A 21,245-nucleotide genomic window follows, 5' to 3' on the forward strand; every position below is an offset into this window, starting at 1 on the left:
CATATGATTCTTTCTAATGAGTGGTTTGATTGCTTTTCATTATAGGTCATATGGGGCTTTTTTCATACTCAAAAAGGCTCCATAATCTCCGAGGTGGATTTACCCACTACAGAAATTATAGAGCCATTTTTTCTTGACAAGAATATCGCACTGCGATATAATCAACATATAACGAACCACGATACATCGAGATGCGAAAGGAGTGCTATGCAGGAGAAGATTAAGCGGGTCTACATTCCCATGACCGAGACGGCTTTTTATATCCTCTTTGCTTTGCAGGAGGAGCGGCATGGGTATGAGATTACCCAGCGGACCAAGGAACTAACTGCTGGACAGGTCATCATCAGCCCTGGCACCATGTACGGTAGCCTGTCCAAGATGGAGAAAGATGGTTTGATTCAGCTGGTGCGTGAGGAGCAAAAACGCAAGATTTACCGCACCACGCCGCTGGGTCAGGAAGTCCTGCAACTGGAGCAGGAGCGGATTGCTAGACTCTATCACAATAGCAAAGGAGACATCTATGAAACAGATAAGGCGCTTTAGTACCTATCAGGATCCACAAAAACTAGAGATCTATCTCCGCCAGCAGCATCAAGCGGGCCAAGCCTTACAGGCAATCCATGGTTTTTCGGGAAAGCTGACCTTTGCGACTACCGTCCCTGAGGATGTGGTCTATCGGCTGGACTATTATGAGGCCAAGGGCGGTTTTTTTCAGCCAGAGTACGATCATGGCTATCGAAAACTTTTTGCGGATGCGGGCTGGGAATTTGTAACATCGATGATGCCCTATGTGGTCTTTCGCCAGCCAGTGACGGCAGACACAGACCCTCGTGACCTATCGCTTTACAGTGACCGAGACAGCCTCTTAGCCTACCATAAAAAAGTGCTTCATCGCCAGTTGAGAATGGTTGCCATCCCCTTCTTGTTTCCTCTAAGTCAAGATTTAATGACAATAGCGACCGGTGGAGAATGGCGGAGCGGGCGGTTGGTCTTTCTTGGTCTAGTGTTATTGACCTATGCTGGTCTAGCCAGCTATTTTATCAGCAGTCATTATCAAAAAGTCAAAGGAGTAAACGATGGCAATTAAAACAGTTTTTAAATCCTTCTTTATCACCGATTTTGAGGAAGAAGCCGCTTACCTTGCGGCCATGCACCGGAAAGGCTGGAAGTTGACCAAGATTAGCTTTGACTGCCTCTTTCATTTTGAAGCAACAGCACCTGAAGAGATGGTCTAGCCAGCTTGACTTTAAGGGCAATGGCAGAGCAGATCAGGAGAGCTACTACCAACTCTATCAAGACTACGGCTGGGAACCAGTCACGACTTGCAATAGCTTTGAAATTTTTAGAAAACCTGCTCGTCAAGTGGAAGATGATGGCATTTTTAGTGACAATGCTAGTAAGTTGGAAATGATTGGCCGAATTTTTAAACGACGTTTCCTGCTTAGCATATTTTTATATCTTTACTTGATTGTCCTTCAAGATGAAAACACAACCTTCCGAATTGGGGTTAGCTTGATTTATCTACCACTCCTTCTTTATGTCGCTTATCGCTTTTACCGATTAAAAAGGAAATATGGAGGTGTGTGATGTGTCAGAAAAACAAACAGAAACAGGATACAGTCCTTCCAGTGTTCCTATTAAATGTAGTAACTTTTTGGAGATTTACCCTGCCTCGTACCAATCTGGCAGCCACTACCTTATCTGGCTGGGGCATTAATCTTTTAGCTCTTTTTCAGTTGGGCATTATGCTGGCGCTAGTGATTAAATCGTTGAGACAACGACAGTCATCTCAGTCTCAAGACTGAAATTAGCACTCTTGGCAAAAGAGTGCTAATTTTTTCTTGACAAGTGCTAGGAATGATGTATAATAGAATCATGAATTAGCACTCGGCGAATGAGAGTGCTAAAAATTAGAGGAGGTGAGGCTGTGATAACCGATCGTCAAAAGGCGATTTTAGATTTAATTGTAGACATCTTTACGCAGACTCAGGAACCTGTCGGGTCAAAAGCCTTACAGGAGCTGATTAACTCTTCTAGTGCGACCATTCGTAATGACATGTCTGCCCTTGAAAAATTAGGACTTTTAGAAAAAGCCCATACGTCAAGTGGACGGATGCCTAGTATCACAGGTTTTCAATATTTCGTGGAAAATTCTCTGACCCTAACGCAGGTGGCAGAGCACCATATCTATCAAGTTCTGAAAGCTTTTGATGATACCTTTTTTACCATAGAGGATCTCCTGCAGCGTGCGGCAGATGTGCTAGCAGAATTGACAGGCTACACAGCAGTCGCTCTGGATGTGGAGCCCAGTCGGCAGAAGTTGACTGGATTTGAACTGGTAACAACGACGACGCATACAGGGCTTGCTGTTTTTACTTTGGATGACTCATCGACTATCACTAGCCAATTTGCCTTGCCCAAAAACCTCTTGCCGACGGATTTGATGACCATTCGGCGACTAGTCCATGAGCGCTTTATCGGCAAGACAGTATTAGATATTCACTATCGCTTGAGAACAGAGATTCCTCAGATTGTGCAGAAATATTTCACAACGACGGATAATGTTCTGGATCTCTTTGAACACCTTTTCCGAGATATTTTCGAGGAGAAGATAATGGTGGCTGGCAAGGTCAAGTTGTTGGACTTTGCAGATTTTGAAACCTATCACTACTTGGACCAGATTCAGTTGGTTTCTCGGGAAATCCGAGAAGGCTTGACAGAGGACCAGATGCAAGTGGTCAAGGTTGCTGATAGCCGATCGTCAAATCTGGCTCAGCTGACTGTGATTAGTCAAAAGTTCCTGGTGCCTTATCGTGGTCATGGTATTTTGACCCTGATTGGACCGATCAGTTTGGATTACAAGCGGATGGTGAGCTTAGTCAATCTGGTCAATCAAGTTTTAGCTATGAAGTTGACAGACTTTTATCGCTATTTGAGCAGTAATCATTATGAAGTCAACTAAATTCACTGGGCAGTTGCCTAGAAGTCTCACGAATTTCAAGGTGAGTCTAAAAATCGCTTACTTATTATTGTAACTACGAATGGAGGACCCATGTCTGAAGAAATCAAAAACGAAGAAATTATTGAAGAAGAGGTAGTCGAAGAGGTTTCAGAGGTCGCTGAAGAAACAACAGGAGCAACCACTGAAAAAACTGACTTGGAATTAGCCCAAGAAAAGGCTGACGATTTTGAAAACAAATACCTGCGAGCCCACGCTGAAATGCAAAACATCCAGCGCCGAGCTAGCGAAGAACGCCAGACCCTGCAACGCTACCGTTCGCAGGACTTGGCCAAAAAAATCTTGCCTAGTCTCGACAACTTGGAGCGTGCCTTAGCTGTTGAAGGCTTGACGGACGACGTCAAAAAAGGCATCGAAATGGTTCAGGACAGTCTCCTCCAAGCCCTGAAAGAAGAAGGCGTTGAAGAGGTTGAGACAACAACTTTTGATCCAAATCTTCACATGGCAGTTCAAACCCTACCAGCTGATGACGACAACCCAGCAGACACTATCGCCCAAGTCTTCCAAAAAGGCTACAAACTCCATGAACGCCTGCTTAGACCAGCTATGGTGGTGGTGTATAACTAGTCAATAATGATGGGCGTTAAAACGCCTCATCATTATACGGCAACCGCTATGGCGGATTGCCTAGACTCCTTACTAGCTCGATAGCAAAATGGTATCGATTTTGCTATCTCACGTCGCAATTACACTATACAATGTTAATAGCTAATCAAAAAAATAAATAGGTCCGAAATGACGATAAACTATGAAAATAAGAAATAAAATTGCTATTTCGGATGCATCAGCAATGAAGCGAACGAAGTGAGCCATTCCGATACTCTTCACCGTAGTGGTCGTGAGATAAGCGATTGTTTCGCTTATCTCACGACGGAATTTTTGAGACCTTAGGCTCAAAAATTAGCTATAAAACGCCGTAGGCGTTTGCTAGCGTCCGCACTACCTAAGAAGAGGATCAATAAAAATAACTTTAAAAGAGGTAACACACATGTCTAAAATTATCGGTATTGACTTAGGTACAACTAACTCAGCTGTTGCAGTTCTTGAAGGAACTGAGAGCAAGATCATCGCTAACCCAGAAGGCAACCGCACAACGCCATCTGTGGTCTCCTTCAAAAACGGCGAAATCATCGTTGGTGATGCAGCAAAACGCCAAGCAGTGACCAACCCAGATACCATCATCTCCATCAAATCTAAAATGGGGACTTCTGAAAAAGTCTCTGCCAACGGCAAAGAATATACTCCGCAAGAAATCTCAGCCATGATTCTGCAATACCTCAAAGGCTATGCAGAAGAGTACCTTGGTGAGAAAGTGACTAAGGCAGTTATCACTGTTCCTGCCTACTTCAACGACGCGCAACGTCAAGCGACCAAAGACGCTGGTAAAATCGCTGGTCTTGAAGTAGAGCGTATCGTCAACGAACCAACCGCAGCAGCTCTGGCTTATGGTCTTGACAAGACAGACAAAGAAGAAAAAATCTTGGTCTTTGACCTTGGTGGTGGTACCTTTGACGTGTCTATCCTAGAACTCGGTGATGGGGTCTTCGACGTTCTCGCAACTGCTGGTGACAACAAACTCGGTGGTGACGACTTCGACCAGAAAATCATTGACCACATGGTGTCAGAATTCAAGAAAGAAAACGGCATTGACTTGTCAGCAGACAAGATGGCTCTTCAACGCTTGAAAGATGCAGCTGAAAAAGCTAAGAAAGACCTGTCAGGTGTAACCCAAACCCAAATTAGCTTGCCGTTCATCACAGCAGGAGCAGCTGGTCCACTCCACTTGGAAATGACCCTGACGCGTGCGAAATTTGATGAATTGACCCATGACTTGGTAGAGCGTACCAAAGTGCCTGTTCGTCAAGCCTTGTCTGATGCTGGTTTGTCAGCTTCTGAAATTGATGAGGTTATCCTTGTTGGTGGGTCAACCCGTATTCCAGCGGTGGTTGAAGCTGTCCGTAAAGAAACAGGTAAAGAACCAAACAAATCTGTTAACCCTGATGAAGTCGTTGCTATGGGTGCCGCTATCCAAGGTGGTGTCATCACTGGTGATGTGAAAGACGTTGTCCTTCTTGATGTAACCCCATTGTCACTCGGTATCGAGACTATGGGTGGAGTCTTCACTAAACTGATCGATCGTAACACAACCATTCCAACATCTAAGTCACAAGTCTTCTCAACAGCTGCTGATAACCAGCCTGCCGTAGACATCCACGTGCTTCAAGGTGAGCGTCCAATGGCTGCGGACAACAAGACACTTGGTCGCTTCCAGTTGACTGACATTCCAGCAGCACCTCGCGGTATCCCTCAAATCGAAGTAACCTTCGACATCGACAAGAACGGTATCGTATCTGTTAAGGCCAAAGATCTTGGTACACAAAAAGAGCAAACGATTGTGATCCAATCAAACTCTGGTCTTACCGATGAAGAAATCGACCGCATGATGAAAGATGCAGAAGCCAACGCAGAAGCTGATGCGAAGCGTAAGGAAGAAGTGGATCTTCGTAACAACGTAGACCAAGCCATCTTTGCGACTGAAAAGACCATCAAGGAAACCGAAGGCAAAGGCTTTGACGCTGAGCGTGATGCTGCCCAAGCTGCTTTGGACGAACTCAAAGCTGCCCAAGAAGCAAACAATATCGACGATATGAAAGCGAAATTGGAAGCCTTGAATGAAAAGGCACAAGGTTTGGCGGTGAAAATGTATGAGCAAGCCGCAGCAGCCCAGCAAGCTGCCGCAGGTGCAGAAGGTGCTCAAACTGCTGATAACAATGCTGGTGACGATGTCGTAGACGGCGAGTTTACGGAGAAGTAAGTGACAAAAACCGTTTAAAATCCGTTTGAAGATAGGCCGCAGAGCGGCGTCCCCTTCAACAGCTTACATCAGTAGGAGGAATTGTTATGTCACTGGTAGACAATAAAAGGAATGCTGTTGCTTTTTATGAAACAGCCTATCTGGGGAATCCTAGGGAAGCAGTGGAACTGTATGTTGGAGAAAACTATCTCCAACACAATCCTAAAGTGGAAGATGGCAAAGCGGGATTTATTGCTTATTTTGAAGAAATGAAGCAATACTGTCCAAATAAGGAAATTGAGTTTGTTAGAGTCATCGGAGAAGGTGATTTAGTTGCTCTTCACACCCATCAAACTTGGGGGGCTCCTGAGAATAAGGAATATGTGACCATGGATTTCTTCCGTTTTGAAGATGGTAAAATTGTAGAGCACTGGGATTCGATTCAAGAGGTCATGCCAACCAAGTCAGGCAGGGCAATGTACTAATTTTATAAATAGGATTAGCACTTTACCAACAAACCAGAGGTTGCAAGCCAGCCTCTGGTTTTGGGTAATTGTTGACGAGGAGGTTTTTCATGAAAAAAGTTGCCTGTTTGCTCTATCCCAATTTCTCTTTATATGAAATTGCCCCTCTGACCAGTACACTAGTCTTATCCTTTGAGAAAAAAATTGATTTTATCGCTACCTCAAAGGAAACAATTTATTCAGAGGACGGCCTGCCTTGTCATGCCACTAAAACCTTAGATGAGGTAGATGTAGAAGAATATGATTGTATTCTTTGCCCGGGCATGATTGACTTTACTCCGGCTTTACGAGATGACTGTCTCATTCAATTTCTTGCCAGTTTAAAAGGGAAATCGATCAAAATTGCAGCGATTTCCTCTGCTCCTATCTTACTTGCTAAGGCTGGGCTACTAGATAACACTCTATACACAGGTGGTATTTGGCAGAATTTCATCGATTATTTTGAGTTCTTGCCTAGAGATAATTTTCGCCCCCTACCGGTTTGTGAGGATGGGAATATCATTACAGGAACGGGGTTTACTGTTAATGCCTTTTCGCGTCAGGTCCTGACCAGTCTTGGATTGGTTGAAGATGCAAGTAGGTACTTCAAAGAGCTGGATAATTACTCTGAGGATGATTTTATGTTTCAGTTATCCAACGAAGCGTTTGAAGAGTTCAGGTCAACATTTGAAAAATTGTCTTAACCAATTTTGCAGAAAAGAATAAGGTTCGGTTATTCGAACACAGTCGTTTATCTAGTGTTTGGCAGGAAGTTATTGACGCAACTAAATACGGCTACGAATCGGTGAAAAAGAGAAATCTTCCTAGATAACAAGTATCTCTGTCGGGTTTCCTATTTTCGCTGAGATGAAATTACAGAAAGGAATACAAGTGTTCTTAATGGAACACGGGCTACGGGCTGTGCAAAAAAGATAGGGTTGTCTAGGACGCAAGTGTCTCTCGTCAAATCTCCTGTCTCTGCTTTGTCCGTAACGCCCTTTGTATCTTAATTATGAACAATCAAGAATACTACGACCGACTGGGCGTCTCCAAGTCTGCGTCGCAAGACGAGATTAAAAAGGCCTATCGGAAATTATCTAAAAAATATCACCCAGACATCAATAAGGAAGCTGGGGCGGAGCAAAAATACAAGGACATTCAAGAAGCTTACGAGACCCTGGGCGACGAGCAAAAACGGGCGAGCTATGACCAGTTTGGACCTGCTGGAGCAGGCGGTGGTTTTGGTGGTGGCGGTTTTGGCGGCTTTGATGGTGGCGGTTTTGGTGGTTTTGAAGACATCTTCTCTAGCTTCTTCGGTGGCGGTGGTGCTTCTCGCAATCCCAACGCCCCTCGTCAAGGGGATGACCTTCAATATCGAATCAATCTCAAATTTGAAGAGGCCATTTTCGGTACAGAAAAAGAGGTCAAATATAACCGCGAAGCAAGTTGTCATACCTGCCATGGTTCTGGAGCCAAGCCTGGCACTAGCCCTGTGACCTGCGGTCGTTGTCATGGTTCTGGTGTGATCAATGTTGATACGCAAACGCCACTCGGTATGATGCGTCGCCAAGTCACCTGTAATGTTTGTCACGGTCGTGGTCAAGAGATTAAAGATCCTTGCCAGACCTGTCATGGAACTGGTCATGAAAAGCAAGCCCATTCTGTGACGGTTAAGATCCCAGCAGGGATTGAGACAGGACAACAAATCCGTTTGTCAGGTCAAGGAGAAGCGGGCCTTAACGGTGGCCCCTACGGTGATCTTTATGTCGTGGTTAATGTTCAGGCTAGCGATAAGTTTGAACGCCAAGGGACAACGATTTACTATGATTTGAACATCAGTTTTGTTCAAGCTGCTTTAGGAGATACGGTGGACATTCCGACTGTTCATGGCGATGTGGAAATGACCATCCCAGCTGGCACGCAGACGGGTAAGAAATTCCGTCTGCGAGGCAAGGGGGCACCGCAATTACGTGGCTCAGGCCAAGGGGATCAATTTGTTACAGTCAACATTGTAACACCAACCAAACTCAATGATAAGCAGAGAGAGGCGCTCAAAGCGTTTGCTGCTGCTTCTGGTGAACAGGTCCAACCTAGTAAGAAAAAAGGTTTCTTCGAGTCTATCAAAGATGCCTTGGAAGGGGAATAAACCACTTATTAGCCAAGTTTCTCTAGTGAGGCTTGGCCTTTTTGTTGCGGCTAAGTTGAGCACTGCTGTCATGCTCATCGTCCATTGACGTTTATGCGATATTTTCCAAAGTGTTTTAAAATGAGTATTGATAGCTGGATTTAGGGGCATATTTTCATCGTTGTCCAACGAAAGAGTCAGGTGTTTTTTGTCTTTTTTCGCTTTAAGGATTTTTCAAGAAAAATTTCACTTTTCTTTAAGGTTCGAGCTTTATACTATTATCATCCTAGCAAGATAACTTGCAGGATCTCCTAAATTTTTTTATTTTCTTTTTCATATAATCTCCTGGGAAAAGCGGGTCTAACCTGCTTTTTCTGTTTTCTGTGATGTTCACTCCGTTTTGCAGCTACGGAGCGAAACAAGACCCGTTAGGTGGGGCGGAGTTCTGTTTTGGAGGTAGGTACTTTGTTTGATGATTTCACAGCAAAAACGATTTTGCATTGTGAATGGAGGCGAATAGTACTCCAAAAACCTCACTTGGCTAGGACAGTTCTAGTAATGTCCTTAAAGCCAATAAGGGTCAAGTCTACCTCCTCTTCTAATGGGGCTAACCCCGATTGCACGTGAATTCAGCTCACCTTATCCTTGCTTGCTTTGTTAGAAAATGATGGTAAACAAGATTCCTCTTTCCTGAAACTGAGCCCCCACAGATTGTTTTGAATAGTCTTTTTTTTCTGAGGTGAACGTGGTAGAATAGGTCCATGACACGATATAAAGCAATTATTTCTTATGATGGGACCAGATTTTCGGGGTTTCAACGACAACCTAATGAGCGTACGGTTCAGGAGGAATTGGAAAAAACCTTGATACGGATAAATAGTGGACAACCTGTGACGATTCATGGAGCTGGGCGGACAGATGCAGGTGTTCATGCTTATGGACAGGTCATCCATTTCGATCTTCCCCAAGAGCGCGATGTGGAAAAACTCCGGTTTGGTCTAGATACCCAGGCGCCGGAAGACATTGATGTCGTCTCAGTTGAGGTAGTGTCTGAGGACTTTCATGCCCGCTACAGCAAGCATAGCAAGACCTATGAGTTCCTCGTTGATACCGGTCGGCCTAAGAACCCCATGATGCGTCATTATGCGACAGCCTATCCTTATCCCTTGGACCTAGCCCTCATGCAAGAGGCTATTAAGGATTTGGTTGGTACGCATGATTTTACAGGGTTTACAGCAACAGGAACTAGTGTGGAAAATAAAGTCCGCACCATCACTCGGGCGACTGTAGAGTATGAGGGACGTCCTAATTTTTTGGTCTTTACTTTTACAGGCAATGGCTTTCTCTATAAGCAGGTCCGCAACATGGTTGGCACCCTCTTAAAAATTGGGAATGGACGGATGCCTGTTGGTCAGATAAAGCGGATTTTGGAAAGTAAAGAACGTAGTTTGGCGGGTCCAACAGCTGCTGGCAATGGCCTCTATTTAAAGGAGATTAGTTATGACGACTAAGTATGTTTTAGCGATTTCAGGCAATGATATTTTCAGTGGTGGGGGACTTTATGCGGATCTCTCGACGTATGCAGCTAACGACCTTCATGGCTTTGTAGCGGTGACCTGTCTCACTGCTATGACGGAAAATGGTTTTGAAGTCTTTGGCATTGACCGGACCATCTTTAATCATCAGTTGCAAAGTTTGAAAGATGTGCCTTTTTCAGCGATTAAGTTGGGGCTTTTGCCTGATGTGGAAATAGCAGAGCTGGCCTTGGATTTTATCAAGGGACATCAAGAAATTCCTATCGTTCTGGATCCTGTTTTGGTCTGCAAGGAGAGCCACGATGTTGCAGTCAGTGCCTTGCGCGATGAGCTCCTCAAGTTTTTCCCTTATGTGACCATTATCACGCCGAACCTGGTCGAAGCAGAGCTACTGGCTCAAACAACGATTGAAACTTTGGAAGATATGAAAGCTACGGCTAGGCGTTTGTATGAATTGGGAGCTAGAGCAGTTGTGGTTAAGGGAGGCAACCGCTTTAGCCAAGAGAAGGCGGTGGATGTCTTTTATGACGGTACGACCTTTGAGGTTCTAGAGTACCCAGTTCTTGAGAGCAATAATGTCGGAGCAGGTTGTACCTTTGCTTCTAGTATTGCTAGTCAGCTGGTTCTTGGGCGAGAAACGCATCAGGCCGTTCGTCTCTCAAAAGAGTTTGTCTATCAAGCTATCAAACATTCAGATCACTATGGAGTAAAACAACATCATGACCAATCATAAACTGAAAACCCTGACCTTACTAGCCGTTCTGACAGCCTTGACAATTGTCTTGGGCATGTTTGTCAGGTTGCCTACGCCTACTGGCGTCACCACCTTGCTTGATGTGGGGATTTTCTTCACTGCCTTTTACCTTGGTAGGCGCGAAGGAGCTATGGTTGGAGGATTATCAGCCTTCCTGTTCGACCTGATTGCAGGCTATCCGCAGTGGATGTTGATTAGTCTTTTTGCCCATGGCGCCCAAGGCTATCTAGCAGGATTCACAGGAAAAAAACGCCCGATCGGGCTAGTGCTTGCGACCGCAGTCATGGTTGGGACCTATTTCCTGGCTTCTAGTATCATGAATGGGGTTGGCGCTGCTTCGCTAGAAGTGTTGACTAATATGATGCAGAATGTCGTCGGAATGGTTGGAGGCTACCTGCTTTATAAGGCCTTTAAAGGCATCGGTGTGAGAGGTTTGGCATGAATCTAAAACAATTAGAAGTTGAAACGAGGGCCTTGGTCTTAGACTTGCTGGAAAGAAGCGCAATAGCCAGAGGCCAAATCTTTGTCCTAGGCCTATCTAGTTCTGAAGTGGCTGGTGGAACCATTGGAAAAAATTCTAGCCGCGAGATTGGCCAAGTGATCGTTAAGGTTCTTCTGGATGAGCTGACTGAGCGAGGGATCTATCTAGCGGTGCAGGGCTGTGAGCATTTGAATCGAGCGCTGGTGGTGGAAAGGGAACTAGCGCTAGCTAAGAATCTCGAGATTGTCAATGTCCTGCCGACCTTGCATGCCGGTGGCAGTGGTCAGTTAGCTGCCTTTGACTACATGGCTGATCCTGTAGAAGTGGAATTTATCGTGGGGCATACAGGGCTTGATATCGGGGATACGGCAATCGGTATGCATATCAAACATGTCCAAGTGCCCCTAAGACCTCTTCAGAGAGAGCTGGGGGGTGCCCATGTGACAGCCTTGACGACCAGGCCTAAACTTATTGGTGGTGCTAGAGCGGCGTATCAAACAGATCCGCTTCGAAAATTGTAAGGAAAGTATAGAGAGCTATTTAGATTTTTTTCTAAATAGCTCTTGTTTTTTGGTTTAGTGTGTGTTAAAATCTATTTAGAAATATTTCTAAATAGATTTTAAAGGAGCAAGTTATGGGATTTGGCGAGACTTTTAAAGCCTTATCTGATCCAGTTCGGCGTGAAATCTTGACACATTTGAAAAATGGTCCTGCGTCAGCAGGGGAGATTGCTGGCCGATTTGAGATGACAGGAGCGACCGTCTCTTATCACTTGAAAGTCTTAAAGAATGCTGATTTGATCAGCGAAACCAAGGTGAAAAATTTTATTTACTACGACCTCAACACTTCTGTATTAGAAGAGGTTCTGTTGTGGTTGACTGATTTGAAAGGAGAAATAGAAAATGAAGCTTAATAAAAGGTTGTTGGTGGTAACGTCCGTTTTCGTTTTTCTCCCCATGCTACTTGGGGTAGTCCTGTGGGAGCGATTGCCTGAGCAGTTGCCAACGCATTTTGGATTGGATGGGAGCGCAGATGGTTTTTCGAGTAAGGCAGAAGCGGTTTACCTGCACCCATTTATTTTTCTGGGGGTACACCTATTCTCTCTAGTTGTGACGACTATTAGTCCCAAGTCTCAAAACATCAGCCCTAAGATGATGCGTCTACTCTATTGGTTTATTCCAGTTTTAGCGGGTCTTCTTCAGACCATAACCTACCTAGTAGCATTGGGCTGGATAATAAATCCTACTCGGTTCATCTCTTTTTTGCTAGGCGGTTTCTTTATGCTTGTCGGGAATTACCTGCCAAAGACCAAACAGAATTATGCGGTTGGGATAAAGCTTCCGTGGACTTTGGATGATGAAGAAAATTGGAACAAGACCCACCGTCTGGCAGGCAGGGTGTGGATGTTGGCGGGGCTACTGATTTGTTTGTCTGTTTGCTTCCCTATTGAGCCTCTCTATGTTCTCCTTCCTCTGATTGCTATTATGATTCTACTGCCAGCTATTTATTCCTACAAGCTGAGCCGGCAAGGTGAGAAGTTAGATTTATGAAAGTTTGCTGGTGAAACGCTTTTGAGAATCAAAACTTTCTGCTAGAATAAGAGTATGTTAGATTTAAAGGACTATGGAATAGACATGTGGCCTAAGGAAAAGATTGAAGCTTTTCGTAAGGCACTCTTGGATTGGTATGATGCCAATAAACGCGATCTGCCCTGGCGGCGGACGGCAGATCCGTATGCCGTATGGGTATCCGAGATAATGCTTCAGCAGACTCAAGTGGTGACAGTGATTCCCTATTATGAGCGATTTTTAGACTGGTTTCCGACAGTTGAAGCCTTGGCTGAAGCGACTGAGGAGCGCCTTTTAAAGGCTTGGGAAGGTTTGGGGTATTACTCACGCGTACGCAACATGCAGGCGGCCGCCCAGCAGATTATGACGACGTTTGCAGGTGACTTTCCCCAGACTTACGAAGAGATTCTCAGCCTAAAAGGCATAGGTCCCTACACCGCCGGGGCTATTGCTAGTATGGCGTTTGGCCTGCCGGAGCCTGCTGTTGATGGTAATGTCATGCGGGTCATGGCGAGACTATTTGAGGTGGATTATGATATCGGAGATCCTAAAAATCGCAAGATTTTCCAAGCTATCATGGAGGAGCTGATTGATCCTGAGCGCCCGGGAGATTTCAATCAAGCTTTGATGGATTTGGGAACAGATATTGAAGCGCCTAAGAATCCTCGACCAGAGGAGAGTCCTGTCCGTGCGTTTAGCGCAGCCTATTTGCATGGGACCATGGACAAATACCCGATCAAGGAAGCTAAGAAAAAACCGAGACCCGTTGAGATTCAGGCCTTTGTTATCCGCAACCAAGAGGGGCAATATCTCCTAGAAAAAAATCAGGAAGGGCGTCTGTTATCGGGATTTTGGTCCTTTCCCATCATGGAGACCCAGCTGGTTGCTCAGCAGTTGGACCTCTTTGAGGAGGGAAATCAAGTCCTTGAACCCCTATCTCAACTAAGGGGGTTTGAGGAAAAGTATCAGCTGGAACCAGTTTGGAAGGAGCAAGCCTTCTCTTTAATCACCCATGTCTTTAGCCATCAAAAGTGGCGGATTCAGCTGGTTGAAGGCTGGGTAAAAGATCCGCAATTGCCTGACGAAGGGCAGCTTGTGTGGGCTGATTTAGAAGACTTTGAGACGTATCCCTTTGCCACACCACAGAAGAAGATGGTGGACGCTTATTTGAGAAATAGCTGAGCAGAAAAACCTTGTACACATTACTTACCCCATTTTAAGGGGAGATCCAAAGGAGGATTCTAATGAAAGTTACTGTAGATCAGAGTTTTTGGGAGATCTTTCCCCAAGCTCAAATTTCAGTTTTATCTGTTACGGGCATAGATAATCGGATCGATAAAGCGAAACTTGGCTATTTGCAAGAACTTCTGTCCCAAGCCAGCCAGAAGGCCCAAGCCTTTTTGACAGAAGATAATTTCGCACACAATGAGGTGATCAAGGAATGGCGGGAAGCATTCTCGCAATTTAAAACCAAGAAAGGTGCCCGTTCGTCGATTGAGGCCCTGCTCAAGCGTGTTAGTCAAGGTAGGGAGTTCCACCCCATCAATCCCTTGGTTGATCTCTATAACAGTATCTCACTAACGTATGGCTTACCATGTGGTGGGGAAGATGCGGCTTGTATCCAAGGTGATTTGCACCTAGGCAAGGCCTTAGGAGGAGAGTCCTTCCGTCCACTTGGTGAAGACGAGGATCTCCCTGCACTCCCTGAAGAGATCATCTACTATGATGAGGTTGGCGCTATTTGTCGTAATTTTAACTGGCGAGAAGCCCAACGCACCATGTTGACAGAAGAAACTACCAGCGCGGTTTTAATCATTGAAGCCATCAATGATGTCCAGAAAGTGCGAGAACTGGAAGCTATAGTAGCTCTGCAAGAACTGATCCAAGACTACTTCGGTGTAAAAGGAACGGTCAGTCATTTGACCAAAGAAGTGCCGACTGCTAATTTTTAAAAAAGAAAAAGACAGCTTGCCAGTCAGGAGCCCACTGAAAAAGTGAGTCTCATTAGAAATTGGACAGACAATAATTATTTCTTTCCCTAATAGTGAATTAAAAAAACGAATGAATGATAAAAAGTGTTCAGTAACTAGATATCATTATTCGTTTTTTATGATAATCATTTTTGCTATTTAGACTTTTTCAGTGCCTCGCCAGTCAGAACAAGTTGTTTTTAGCTGGAATCGGAATTGCCTAAGGATGAGCCAAGGATCGGCAATATCCTGATTTTCTGTGTTGGCCTTAATCTGATCTTCGGAAGATTGATCGGGGTGGCCAATATGCTACCATCCTTGATTTTAGCGATGTTAGGAACACTTTTTTTCTAAAACATTTTTCAAAATATGTCATTTATAGTTGACATGTTTTTACTTATCTGATATACTGATGGTGTAATATATATGTGACTTTGGGCAGATTGGTCCAAAAAATTTTAGACGAAGGTGTCATCTATAAGTGACATGTGAGGGAGACCTTAACATTTTTTAACTGCTGTGTCATATATACGAGCCGCTACATAGAATAGAGCGAACTAGCAAGTCAGATCTGCTATTTCCCCGAGAAAGGAGAAGTCATGAACCGTGTCAAGGACTTTCGCACCGAGTTAGGTCTGTCCCAGCTGGCCCTGGCTAAAAGCATCGGTGTCGCCAGACAGACCATCAATCTAATCGAAAATGACAAGTACAACCCCTCGCTGGACCTTTGCATCAAGCTGGCAGAGGCGCTCGAAACCGACCTCAACACCCTCTTTTGGGAGACCAGACATTTGTAAGGAGATAGGATGAAACACTTTGATAAAAACAACTTTTACCCCTTTTTTCTTCGCCGTTTTTATGGCATCAATGGGGAGCTGGATGAATACAGCATGGCAGAGATCAATAAATTCGGCAACCACATGTTTATGTTCCTCTATAGTTTGGTATTAGTGGGTTTCCTGCTGGAAATTTTTGCACTTGCGGACATCTGGGATATACTGGCCCTACTAGGAGTCTTTATCCCATTTAACGCCCAGGTTAAACTCATTAGACGTTTGGGACTAGATAAGCTTGAAGTCGAACAAGACCAAATGAAAGCAGCAAAGAAAACCATGTTCAAACGGGCTCTCTGGCAAACGCTCATCATGATGGTATTTATGCTCCTAACCTCTATCGCTATGTGGAGGATGGGAATTCCCCAAAAAGGTGGCACCAGTGCAGGGATTTTCTTTAAAATCGCAGTTCCAGGGGTAGTGGCTGTCCTGACCCCGATTGCTTTCTTGGTACAGCTGAAAGACAACCTCAAGAAAATTAGTCTGATCGAAGAAGGAGACGAGACATGAAACATAACTTTTTCATCCGTACCTTGACTTATCTCCTCATCTACCTGCCTATCAGCGTTATTATCGAAGTCACGACTGAGGGCGACTTGAGCAACTTTTTGACCTACCAGAGACTCTTTAGTACCCTTTTCTTTGGTGTCTTTATGGCAGCTCTCATGCCACATGTCATCAAAAAGCATAAATAGTAAAAAGGAGCTTCCCTATGAACAAATTAGGACACTTGACCCGCAGTAAAAAGGGGTTCATCACCTTTGCCATCGGCTACAGCCTCTTAACTCTCCTTTATCTTTACAGCTTTCTAATCGCCAAGGAGGATCTCATTATCATGCCTCTCTATCTCTTTTGGATGATTCAAACCGTCTCACTGTCCCAGGTAAACCGTACCAAGTACCAGGTCTGGGCCATGCGACTGGTTAGCATCGAATTAGCCCTAGTAACCGCGGTACAAGTCTATGCAGGTTTTGCCCGCCCTGTCTTTTATATCTTTGCTGGACTGATCTTTCTTTTGAGCTTCGTGAAGTACCCGAGTCCAACCGATTCTAACCATAAAGAATAAGGAGTTTTCGTATGAACAAAGAACCTTTTACCGACAAACTGATCAAACGCTTTTACGGTATCACAGGACCTCTGGATGAGTACAAGCGCCACGAGGTGGATCGTATTGGTAATATTGGGTTTATCGTCCTCTTTTATGTTTTGGTACTTGGGAATTTTTTGGCCATTTTGGCTGCTTATCATTACCCGGAGCAGGTTGCTCTGCTCTATCCGATCATTCTGACGGTAGTCATCTTGTTACTCAGTTTCTACATTGTTCTTAAGGGGAAAAAGGCTGGTGTCTCACACTTTGAAAAAGAAGAACTTAGCGAGAAGGAGCTCAAGAAACTCTCTTATGCAGGATTGAAAGCTGGCCTCTTTTTTGGAACAGGGGTGTACCTGATGCAGGGGCTTCTTCAGTGGCTAATCGATCAGGAACCCTTTCTTGCGGTGTTGACTAACTGGCGCACCGTGATTGTTGCCGTACTTCAGGGCATTTTCTTCGGTGGCTTCATCCACCTCATCATCAAATCCCGCATGAAAAGAAGAGACTAGGTATGAAGAAGCGCAATGATTATTTTGGGAAGCCTTATTTTCTCTGTTTAAGCATACTCTATAGTTTTTGGTATGGGTTATGCCTATACAGTTGCATTGCTGATGAAGAGCCCTTGTCATTCTTTCCCTTAGTGGTTTTTTGGCTGGTCCAAGCTCTTCCTCTCTTGACGACTTTCTGGAGCAAGTACCGTTTGAGGATGGTGCGCCTTGTGAGTCTGACTTTGGCAGTGGTCATGGCCGTAAAGATTGTCCGAAGCTTCCTTCCCAGCTATCAATGGTGCTTTGTCTTGGGGCTGCTTGTCCTAGCCACACTGCCTGAGACGTTTTTGAGACGGGTGACTCAGCAATAGATTTTAGCAAGTGACTTGTTTTAATTACTTTAACTTGTATTGAAAGGAAATGATTTATGAAAACATTAAAAAACAGCGCAAAATTTATCGGTTTGATTGCCCTGATTTTGGTCATCAACCTCAGTCCTATGTTCATGATTGGGAATCAAGCTAGGACCCCTGTTGGCCTTCAATGGTTTTTAAGCATTGGCTATCTGATCTTGGCCAGCCTAGTGATCCGTCTAGTTTACAAGCGCTATAAAACCTATGAAAGTCCTGAGGTCAGGGCACAGAAATTTGGCTGGAAGGACCTTGGCATCGCCCTGCTGTTCTTTTTGGGAACACGGGTAATCGCTATAGTGGGAGCCATCGTGTTCCAACTTTTACTGGGAACAGCTACTTCGGCTAACGATGCGGCTTTGACGGCGACAGTAGGTCAGGTACGTTCTATGTTTGTTCTTTACTTCGTAGCTTTCCATGTAGCGATCGGCCTTTTTGCTCCGATCTTGGAGGAGCTGGTTTTCCGTGGGTTGTTCACCAAGTATTTCTTCGCCAATCGTGCTGGAAAATGGCTACCGTTGATTCTTTCGTCAGCCATCTTTGCCCTGCTTCACATTGCGCATCCTGTAGAATTTATCGTCTATTTCCCACTGGGCGCTCTGTTCTACCTAGCCTATGCCCGCAGAGGGAACATCAAGGACTCCATAGCGGTGCATATCCTCAATAATAGCCTATTGGTCATTTTATCAATCGTGAATTATATCCTTTTGATGTTGCAATAAGAGATTAGAAAAGCCTATGAAAAAGTTAAGGGAATTTTCATAGGCTTTTTGGCTACTCGTCAACAAGGAAAAGATCAAGCGACTGTCAGAACTTTTTGCGTTTCCGTCAGAGAGATGTGGAGACTCAGAGCATTGGTCTGTCTTCCTTCTAGACGCAGAAATTCATCTGTGCTATAATAAACAATAAGTTGTAAGCGCTATATATAACATTGGAAATCGTTAGGAAAAGATTGTCAGAAAAATCTTAGTAGGCCAAGATTTAGAAAGGAAGGATTCTCATGTCTAAAGTGTTATTAGTGGTCAATCCAAGTGCTGGTGGGGAGAAAGCTAAAGTTTTTGAGCAGCAGGCTAAGAAGAAATTAGCGAGTTTATTCGAGGAAGTGGTTGTTAAGTATACTGAAAAAGCCGGTGATGCAACGACATTTACCAGAGAAGCAGCAAATGAGCGTTACGACAGTGTCTTTGTTATGGGGGGAGACGGCACGGTTAACGAAGGGATTAGTGGTTTAGCGGAATTGGATTACCGCCCGACCTTTGGCTTCTTTCCTTTAGGGACGGTTAATGATTTGGCACGTGCATTAGGCATGTCACTGGACCCCGAAGAAGCCATTCGTCGGCTTGATATCAGAAAAACGAAACCACTAGACATTGGTAAGGTCAATGACCAGTACTTCATGAATGTCGTGGCCATTGGGACCATTCCAGAGTCAATTAATAATGTCGATCCTGAGCAAAAAACCAAGTGGGGTAAATTAGCGTACTTTATTTCTGGTTTCAAACAGCTGACAGAGACTACTTTTTATGATTTTCGTTTGACTGTTGATGGAGTGGTCCAAGAGGTTAAGAGCAGTACCTTGCTGATTGGATCGTCCAACACCATCGGTGGTTTTGAAAGCATTCTCCCAGAAGCAAGGGTGAATGATGGCTTGTTGCATCTCATTTACCTCAAAGACCAAAGCCTGTTAGATACCTTGGTCGCTGTGCCAGCTTTACTGTCTGGGCATAGTGATTCTAGTGAGAATATTGGCTACCAGACCTTTCAAGACCTCAAAGTAGAATTACTGGACTCAGACACCCAACTCAGTATCAATGTAGACGGTGATGAGGGAGATCACTTGCCAGTCAAGATTAGGATATTGCCATCGCATCTGGATGTTTACTACTAGCTAGGACTTGTGGAGCAGTCACTCATCTTGGAAAAATCAGATTGCTAACGCTTTAACCAGTTTTGCCAAAAACCATTGGAAAGTTTCGGGAAGTGAATTTATGACCCAACTAGAAATTTAGTAAAAGTCAGCAAAAACCTTTGAAAAATCTTAGTCTTGTGGTAAAATTGTAGGGTATGTAAAAAAACTTAAGGAGAGACATCATGTCTGTATCATTTGAAACAAAAGAGACAAACCGCGGCGTTTTGACCTTTACCATCGCCCAAGCGGATATCCAACCAGAGTTGACAAAAGTTTTCAACAAGATTAAGAAAGATCTGGCAGTGCCAGGATTCCGTAAGGGGCATTTGCCACGTCCTATCTTCAACCAACGTTTTGGTGAAGAAGCGCTTTACCAAGATGCTTTGAATAACCTCTTGCCAGATGCCTATGAAGCAGCTGTAAAAGAAGCGGGAATCGAAGTAGTTGCTCAACCTAAAATTGATGTTTTATCTATGGAAAAAGGCCAAGATTGGACCATCACAGCTGATGTTGTGACAAAGCCTGAGGTAAAATTGGGTGATTACAAAAACCTTGAAGTAACTGTAGAGGCTTCAAAAGAAGTGACGGATGAAGATGTTGACGCTCGTCTTGATCGTGCGCGCAATAACTTGGCTGAGCTTGCGATTAAAGAAGGCAAAGCTGAAGAAGGCGACACTGTGGTTATCGACTTTGTTGGTTCTGTGGATGGCGAAGAATTTGAAGGTGGTAAAGGCGATAACTACTCACTTGAGCTTGGTTCAGGCCAATTCATTCCAGGTTTTGAAGACCAATTAGTTGGGCATGAGGCTGGCGAGACCGTTAATGTTGAAGTAACATTCCCAGAAGATTACCAAGCTGCAGACTTGGCTGGTAAACCAGCTGTCTTTGTAACAACTATCCATGAAGTCAAGACAAAAGAAATCCCAGACTTGGACGATGAGTTGGCTAAAGACTTGGATGAAGAAGTAGAGACCTTGGATGAATTGAAGGCGAAGTACCGCAAGGAATTGGAAGCTAGCAAGGAAGAGGCTTACACGGATGCAGTAGAAGCAGCAGCGATTGAGCTTGCTGTAGAGAACGCTGAAATCGTTGACCTACCAGAAGAGATGGTTCACGAAGAAGTACACCGTGCCATGGACGAATTCCTTGGTAATATGCAACGTCAAGGCATCTCACCAGAAATGTACTTCCAAATCACTGGCACTACTCGCGATGACCTTCATAAGCAACATGAAGCAGATGCAGACAAGCGCGTGAAAACCAACCTTGTTATCGAAGCTATTGCCAAGGCAGAAGGGTTTGAAGCTACGGATGAGGATATCGAAAACGAAATTCAAAACCTTTCAACTGACTACAATATCCCAGTTGAGCAAGTGCGTAGCCTGCTCTCAGCAGATATGCTTAAACATGATATCGCCGTTAAGAAGGCTGTTGAAGTTATCACCAGCACTGCTAAGGTAAAATAAAGAAGTCATAAAGATTGCCAAAAGAGTCCTTAGGATGATTTCGGCAATCTTTTTTAGGTGTGAGTAGAACCATTGAGTGCTGTAAAATAGCAACTATTTGTGTTTGGGTTAAAGAGTCGTCAGGTGTTCTGATCACTCGGTGTTAGCTCAGGTGGTTCAATTGTTGGAGTCTGTTTTATCGTTTTGGCAAAACATAGCCTGATTTTGAAAGAATGTTACTCATAAATAAAAGAGGAGCTGTTGTGAACGACTTCTCAAAAGCCTCGAGTTTTGTTATAATAAAGAAAACGATTCCAAAAG

General features: G+C 44.4%; 29 protein-coding genes. All 29 read left to right on the forward strand.

The annotated features are described in order from the left end of the window. Window positions 1-207 precede the first annotated feature (207 nt). The 29 genes from HF992_RS08310 (at window position 208) to tig (ending at window position 20,945) form a co-directional block, all read left to right on the forward strand. Window positions 208-543 carry a PadR family transcriptional regulator gene (locus tag HF992_RS08310; RefSeq protein WP_168549575.1) on the forward strand — a complete coding sequence of 112 codons (336 nt, stop codon included), beginning with the start codon at window positions 208-210 and terminating at the stop codon, window positions 541-543. Next, window positions 521-1,087, forward strand: a complete 567-nt coding sequence (locus HF992_RS08315) for a DUF2812 domain-containing protein (protein ID WP_168549576.1) — start codon at window positions 521-523, stop codon at window positions 1,085-1,087. Before HF992_RS08310 ends, HF992_RS08315 begins: the two co-directional genes overlap by 23 nt. Further along, window positions 1,077-1,235, forward strand: a complete 159-nt coding sequence (locus HF992_RS08320; protein ID WP_168549577.1) for a DUF2812 domain-containing protein — start codon at window positions 1,077-1,079, stop codon at window positions 1,233-1,235. The genes HF992_RS08315 and HF992_RS08320 overlap by 11 nt, the downstream gene beginning before the upstream one ends. Continuing rightward, on the forward strand, window positions 1,186-1,587 hold the full coding sequence (locus tag HF992_RS08325) for a DUF2812 domain-containing protein (RefSeq protein ID WP_168549578.1): 402 nt from the start codon (window positions 1,186-1,188) through the stop codon (window positions 1,585-1,587). The genes HF992_RS08320 and HF992_RS08325 overlap by 50 nt, the downstream gene beginning before the upstream one ends. Continuing rightward, window positions 1,587-1,805, forward strand: coding sequence for a hypothetical protein (locus tag HF992_RS08330; RefSeq protein WP_168549579.1), 219 nt, complete (start codon window positions 1,587-1,589; stop codon window positions 1,803-1,805). The genes HF992_RS08325 and HF992_RS08330 overlap by 1 nt, the downstream gene beginning before the upstream one ends. Window positions 1,806-1,927: 122 nt before the next feature. Then, window positions 1,928-2,962, forward strand: coding sequence for a heat-inducible transcriptional repressor HrcA (gene hrcA, locus HF992_RS08335; RefSeq protein ID WP_168549580.1), 1,035 nt, complete (start codon window positions 1,928-1,930; stop codon window positions 2,960-2,962). A gap of 90 nt (window positions 2,963-3,052) precedes the next feature. After that, window positions 3,053-3,586 carry a nucleotide exchange factor GrpE gene (gene grpE / locus HF992_RS08340; RefSeq protein WP_168549581.1) on the forward strand — a complete coding sequence of 178 codons (534 nt, stop codon included), beginning with the start codon at window positions 3,053-3,055 and terminating at the stop codon, window positions 3,584-3,586. Between the two features lie 421 nt (window positions 3,587-4,007). Next, window positions 4,008-5,834 (forward strand): molecular chaperone DnaK, encoded by a 1,827-nt coding sequence (gene dnaK / locus HF992_RS08345; RefSeq protein ID WP_168549582.1) that lies wholly within the window; start codon window positions 4,008-4,010, stop codon window positions 5,832-5,834. A gap of 86 nt (window positions 5,835-5,920) precedes the next feature. After that, window positions 5,921-6,298, forward strand: coding sequence for a nuclear transport factor 2 family protein (locus HF992_RS08350; RefSeq protein WP_168549583.1), 378 nt, complete (start codon window positions 5,921-5,923; stop codon window positions 6,296-6,298). Between the two features lie 89 nt (window positions 6,299-6,387). After that, window positions 6,388-7,020 carry a DJ-1/PfpI family protein gene (locus tag HF992_RS08355; protein WP_168549584.1) on the forward strand — a complete coding sequence of 211 codons (633 nt, stop codon included), beginning with the start codon at window positions 6,388-6,390 and terminating at the stop codon, window positions 7,018-7,020. A gap of 308 nt (window positions 7,021-7,328) precedes the next feature. Continuing rightward, complete coding sequence (gene dnaJ / locus HF992_RS08360) at window positions 7,329-8,462, forward strand: molecular chaperone DnaJ (protein WP_168549585.1); 1,134 nt, start codon at window positions 7,329-7,331, stop codon at window positions 8,460-8,462. Between the two features lie 740 nt (window positions 8,463-9,202). Next, window positions 9,203-9,952, forward strand: coding sequence for a tRNA pseudouridine(38-40) synthase TruA (gene truA, locus HF992_RS08365; RefSeq protein ID WP_168549586.1), 750 nt, complete (start codon window positions 9,203-9,205; stop codon window positions 9,950-9,952). Next, window positions 9,942-10,709, forward strand: a complete 768-nt coding sequence (locus HF992_RS08370) for a bifunctional hydroxymethylpyrimidine kinase/phosphomethylpyrimidine kinase (RefSeq protein ID WP_168549587.1) — start codon at window positions 9,942-9,944, stop codon at window positions 10,707-10,709. The genes truA and HF992_RS08370 overlap by 11 nt, the downstream gene beginning before the upstream one ends. Then, a complete protein-coding gene (locus HF992_RS08375; RefSeq protein WP_168549588.1) occupies window positions 10,696-11,172 on the forward strand; it encodes an ECF transporter S component in 477 nt (158 codons plus the stop codon). Before HF992_RS08370 ends, HF992_RS08375 begins: the two co-directional genes overlap by 14 nt. Beyond that, window positions 11,169-11,732: a TIGR01440 family protein gene (locus tag HF992_RS08380; RefSeq protein WP_168549589.1), complete on the forward strand. Its 564-nt coding sequence runs from the start codon at window positions 11,169-11,171 to the stop codon at window positions 11,730-11,732. Before HF992_RS08375 ends, HF992_RS08380 begins: the two co-directional genes overlap by 4 nt. Before the next feature lie 113 nt (window positions 11,733-11,845). Then, window positions 11,846-12,124 carry an autorepressor SdpR family transcription factor gene (locus tag HF992_RS08385; protein WP_168549590.1) on the forward strand — a complete coding sequence of 93 codons (279 nt, stop codon included), beginning with the start codon at window positions 11,846-11,848 and terminating at the stop codon, window positions 12,122-12,124. Continuing rightward, window positions 12,114-12,761 (forward strand): SdpI family protein, encoded by a 648-nt coding sequence (locus HF992_RS08390; RefSeq protein ID WP_168549591.1) that lies wholly within the window; start codon window positions 12,114-12,116, stop codon window positions 12,759-12,761. The genes HF992_RS08385 and HF992_RS08390 overlap by 11 nt, the downstream gene beginning before the upstream one ends. Window positions 12,762-12,815: 54 nt before the next feature. Beyond that, entirely contained in the window at window positions 12,816-13,961 is a 1,146-nt protein-coding gene (gene mutY / locus HF992_RS08395) for an A/G-specific adenine glycosylase (protein WP_168549592.1), read from the forward strand. A 62-nt stretch (window positions 13,962-14,023) separates the two neighbouring features. Beyond that, window positions 14,024-14,731, forward strand: a complete 708-nt coding sequence (locus HF992_RS08400) for a B3/B4 domain-containing protein (RefSeq protein ID WP_168549593.1) — start codon at window positions 14,024-14,026, stop codon at window positions 14,729-14,731. Window positions 14,732-14,965: 234 nt separating this feature from the next. Then, the gene (locus HF992_RS08405) at window positions 14,966-15,103 is read left to right on the forward strand and encodes a DUF554 family protein (RefSeq protein ID WP_425505602.1); all 138 of its coding nucleotides are present in this window, start codon (window positions 14,966-14,968) and stop codon (window positions 15,101-15,103) included. 245 nt (window positions 15,104-15,348) lie between these two features. Continuing rightward, a complete protein-coding gene (locus HF992_RS08410; protein ID WP_168549594.1) occupies window positions 15,349-15,546 on the forward strand; it encodes a helix-turn-helix transcriptional regulator in 198 nt (65 codons plus the stop codon). Between the two features lie 9 nt (window positions 15,547-15,555). Then, on the forward strand, window positions 15,556-16,092 hold the full coding sequence (locus HF992_RS08415) for a DUF3278 domain-containing protein (protein ID WP_168549595.1): 537 nt from the start codon (window positions 15,556-15,558) through the stop codon (window positions 16,090-16,092). Beyond that, window positions 16,089-16,277 carry a hypothetical protein gene (locus HF992_RS08420; protein WP_168549596.1) on the forward strand — a complete coding sequence of 63 codons (189 nt, stop codon included), beginning with the start codon at window positions 16,089-16,091 and terminating at the stop codon, window positions 16,275-16,277. Before HF992_RS08415 ends, HF992_RS08420 begins: the two co-directional genes overlap by 4 nt. 17 nt (window positions 16,278-16,294) lie before the next feature. Beyond that, on the forward strand, window positions 16,295-16,648 hold the full coding sequence (locus HF992_RS08425; protein ID WP_168549597.1) for a hypothetical protein: 354 nt from the start codon (window positions 16,295-16,297) through the stop codon (window positions 16,646-16,648). An 11-nt stretch (window positions 16,649-16,659) separates the two neighbouring features. Beyond that, window positions 16,660-17,181, forward strand: a complete 522-nt coding sequence (locus HF992_RS08430; RefSeq protein ID WP_168549598.1) for a DUF3278 domain-containing protein — start codon at window positions 16,660-16,662, stop codon at window positions 17,179-17,181. A gap of 2 nt (window positions 17,182-17,183) precedes the next feature. Then, entirely contained in the window at window positions 17,184-17,531 is a 348-nt protein-coding gene (locus HF992_RS08435) for a hypothetical protein (protein ID WP_168549599.1), read from the forward strand. A 56-nt stretch (window positions 17,532-17,587) separates the two neighbouring features. Beyond that, a complete protein-coding gene (locus tag HF992_RS08440; protein WP_168549600.1) occupies window positions 17,588-18,292 on the forward strand; it encodes a CPBP family intramembrane glutamic endopeptidase in 705 nt (234 codons plus the stop codon). A 278-nt stretch (window positions 18,293-18,570) separates the two neighbouring features. After that, on the forward strand, window positions 18,571-19,458 hold the full coding sequence (locus tag HF992_RS08445; RefSeq protein WP_168549601.1) for a diacylglycerol/lipid kinase family protein: 888 nt from the start codon (window positions 18,571-18,573) through the stop codon (window positions 19,456-19,458). A 203-nt stretch (window positions 19,459-19,661) separates the two neighbouring features. After that, entirely contained in the window at window positions 19,662-20,945 is a 1,284-nt protein-coding gene (gene tig / locus HF992_RS08450; protein WP_168549602.1) for a trigger factor, read from the forward strand. Window positions 20,946-21,245 lie beyond the last annotated feature (300 nt).

It is taken from the genome of Streptococcus ovuberis (genome assembly GCF_012396585.1).
Taxonomy (GTDB): domain Bacteria; phylum Bacillota; class Bacilli; order Lactobacillales; family Streptococcaceae; genus Streptococcus; species Streptococcus ovuberis.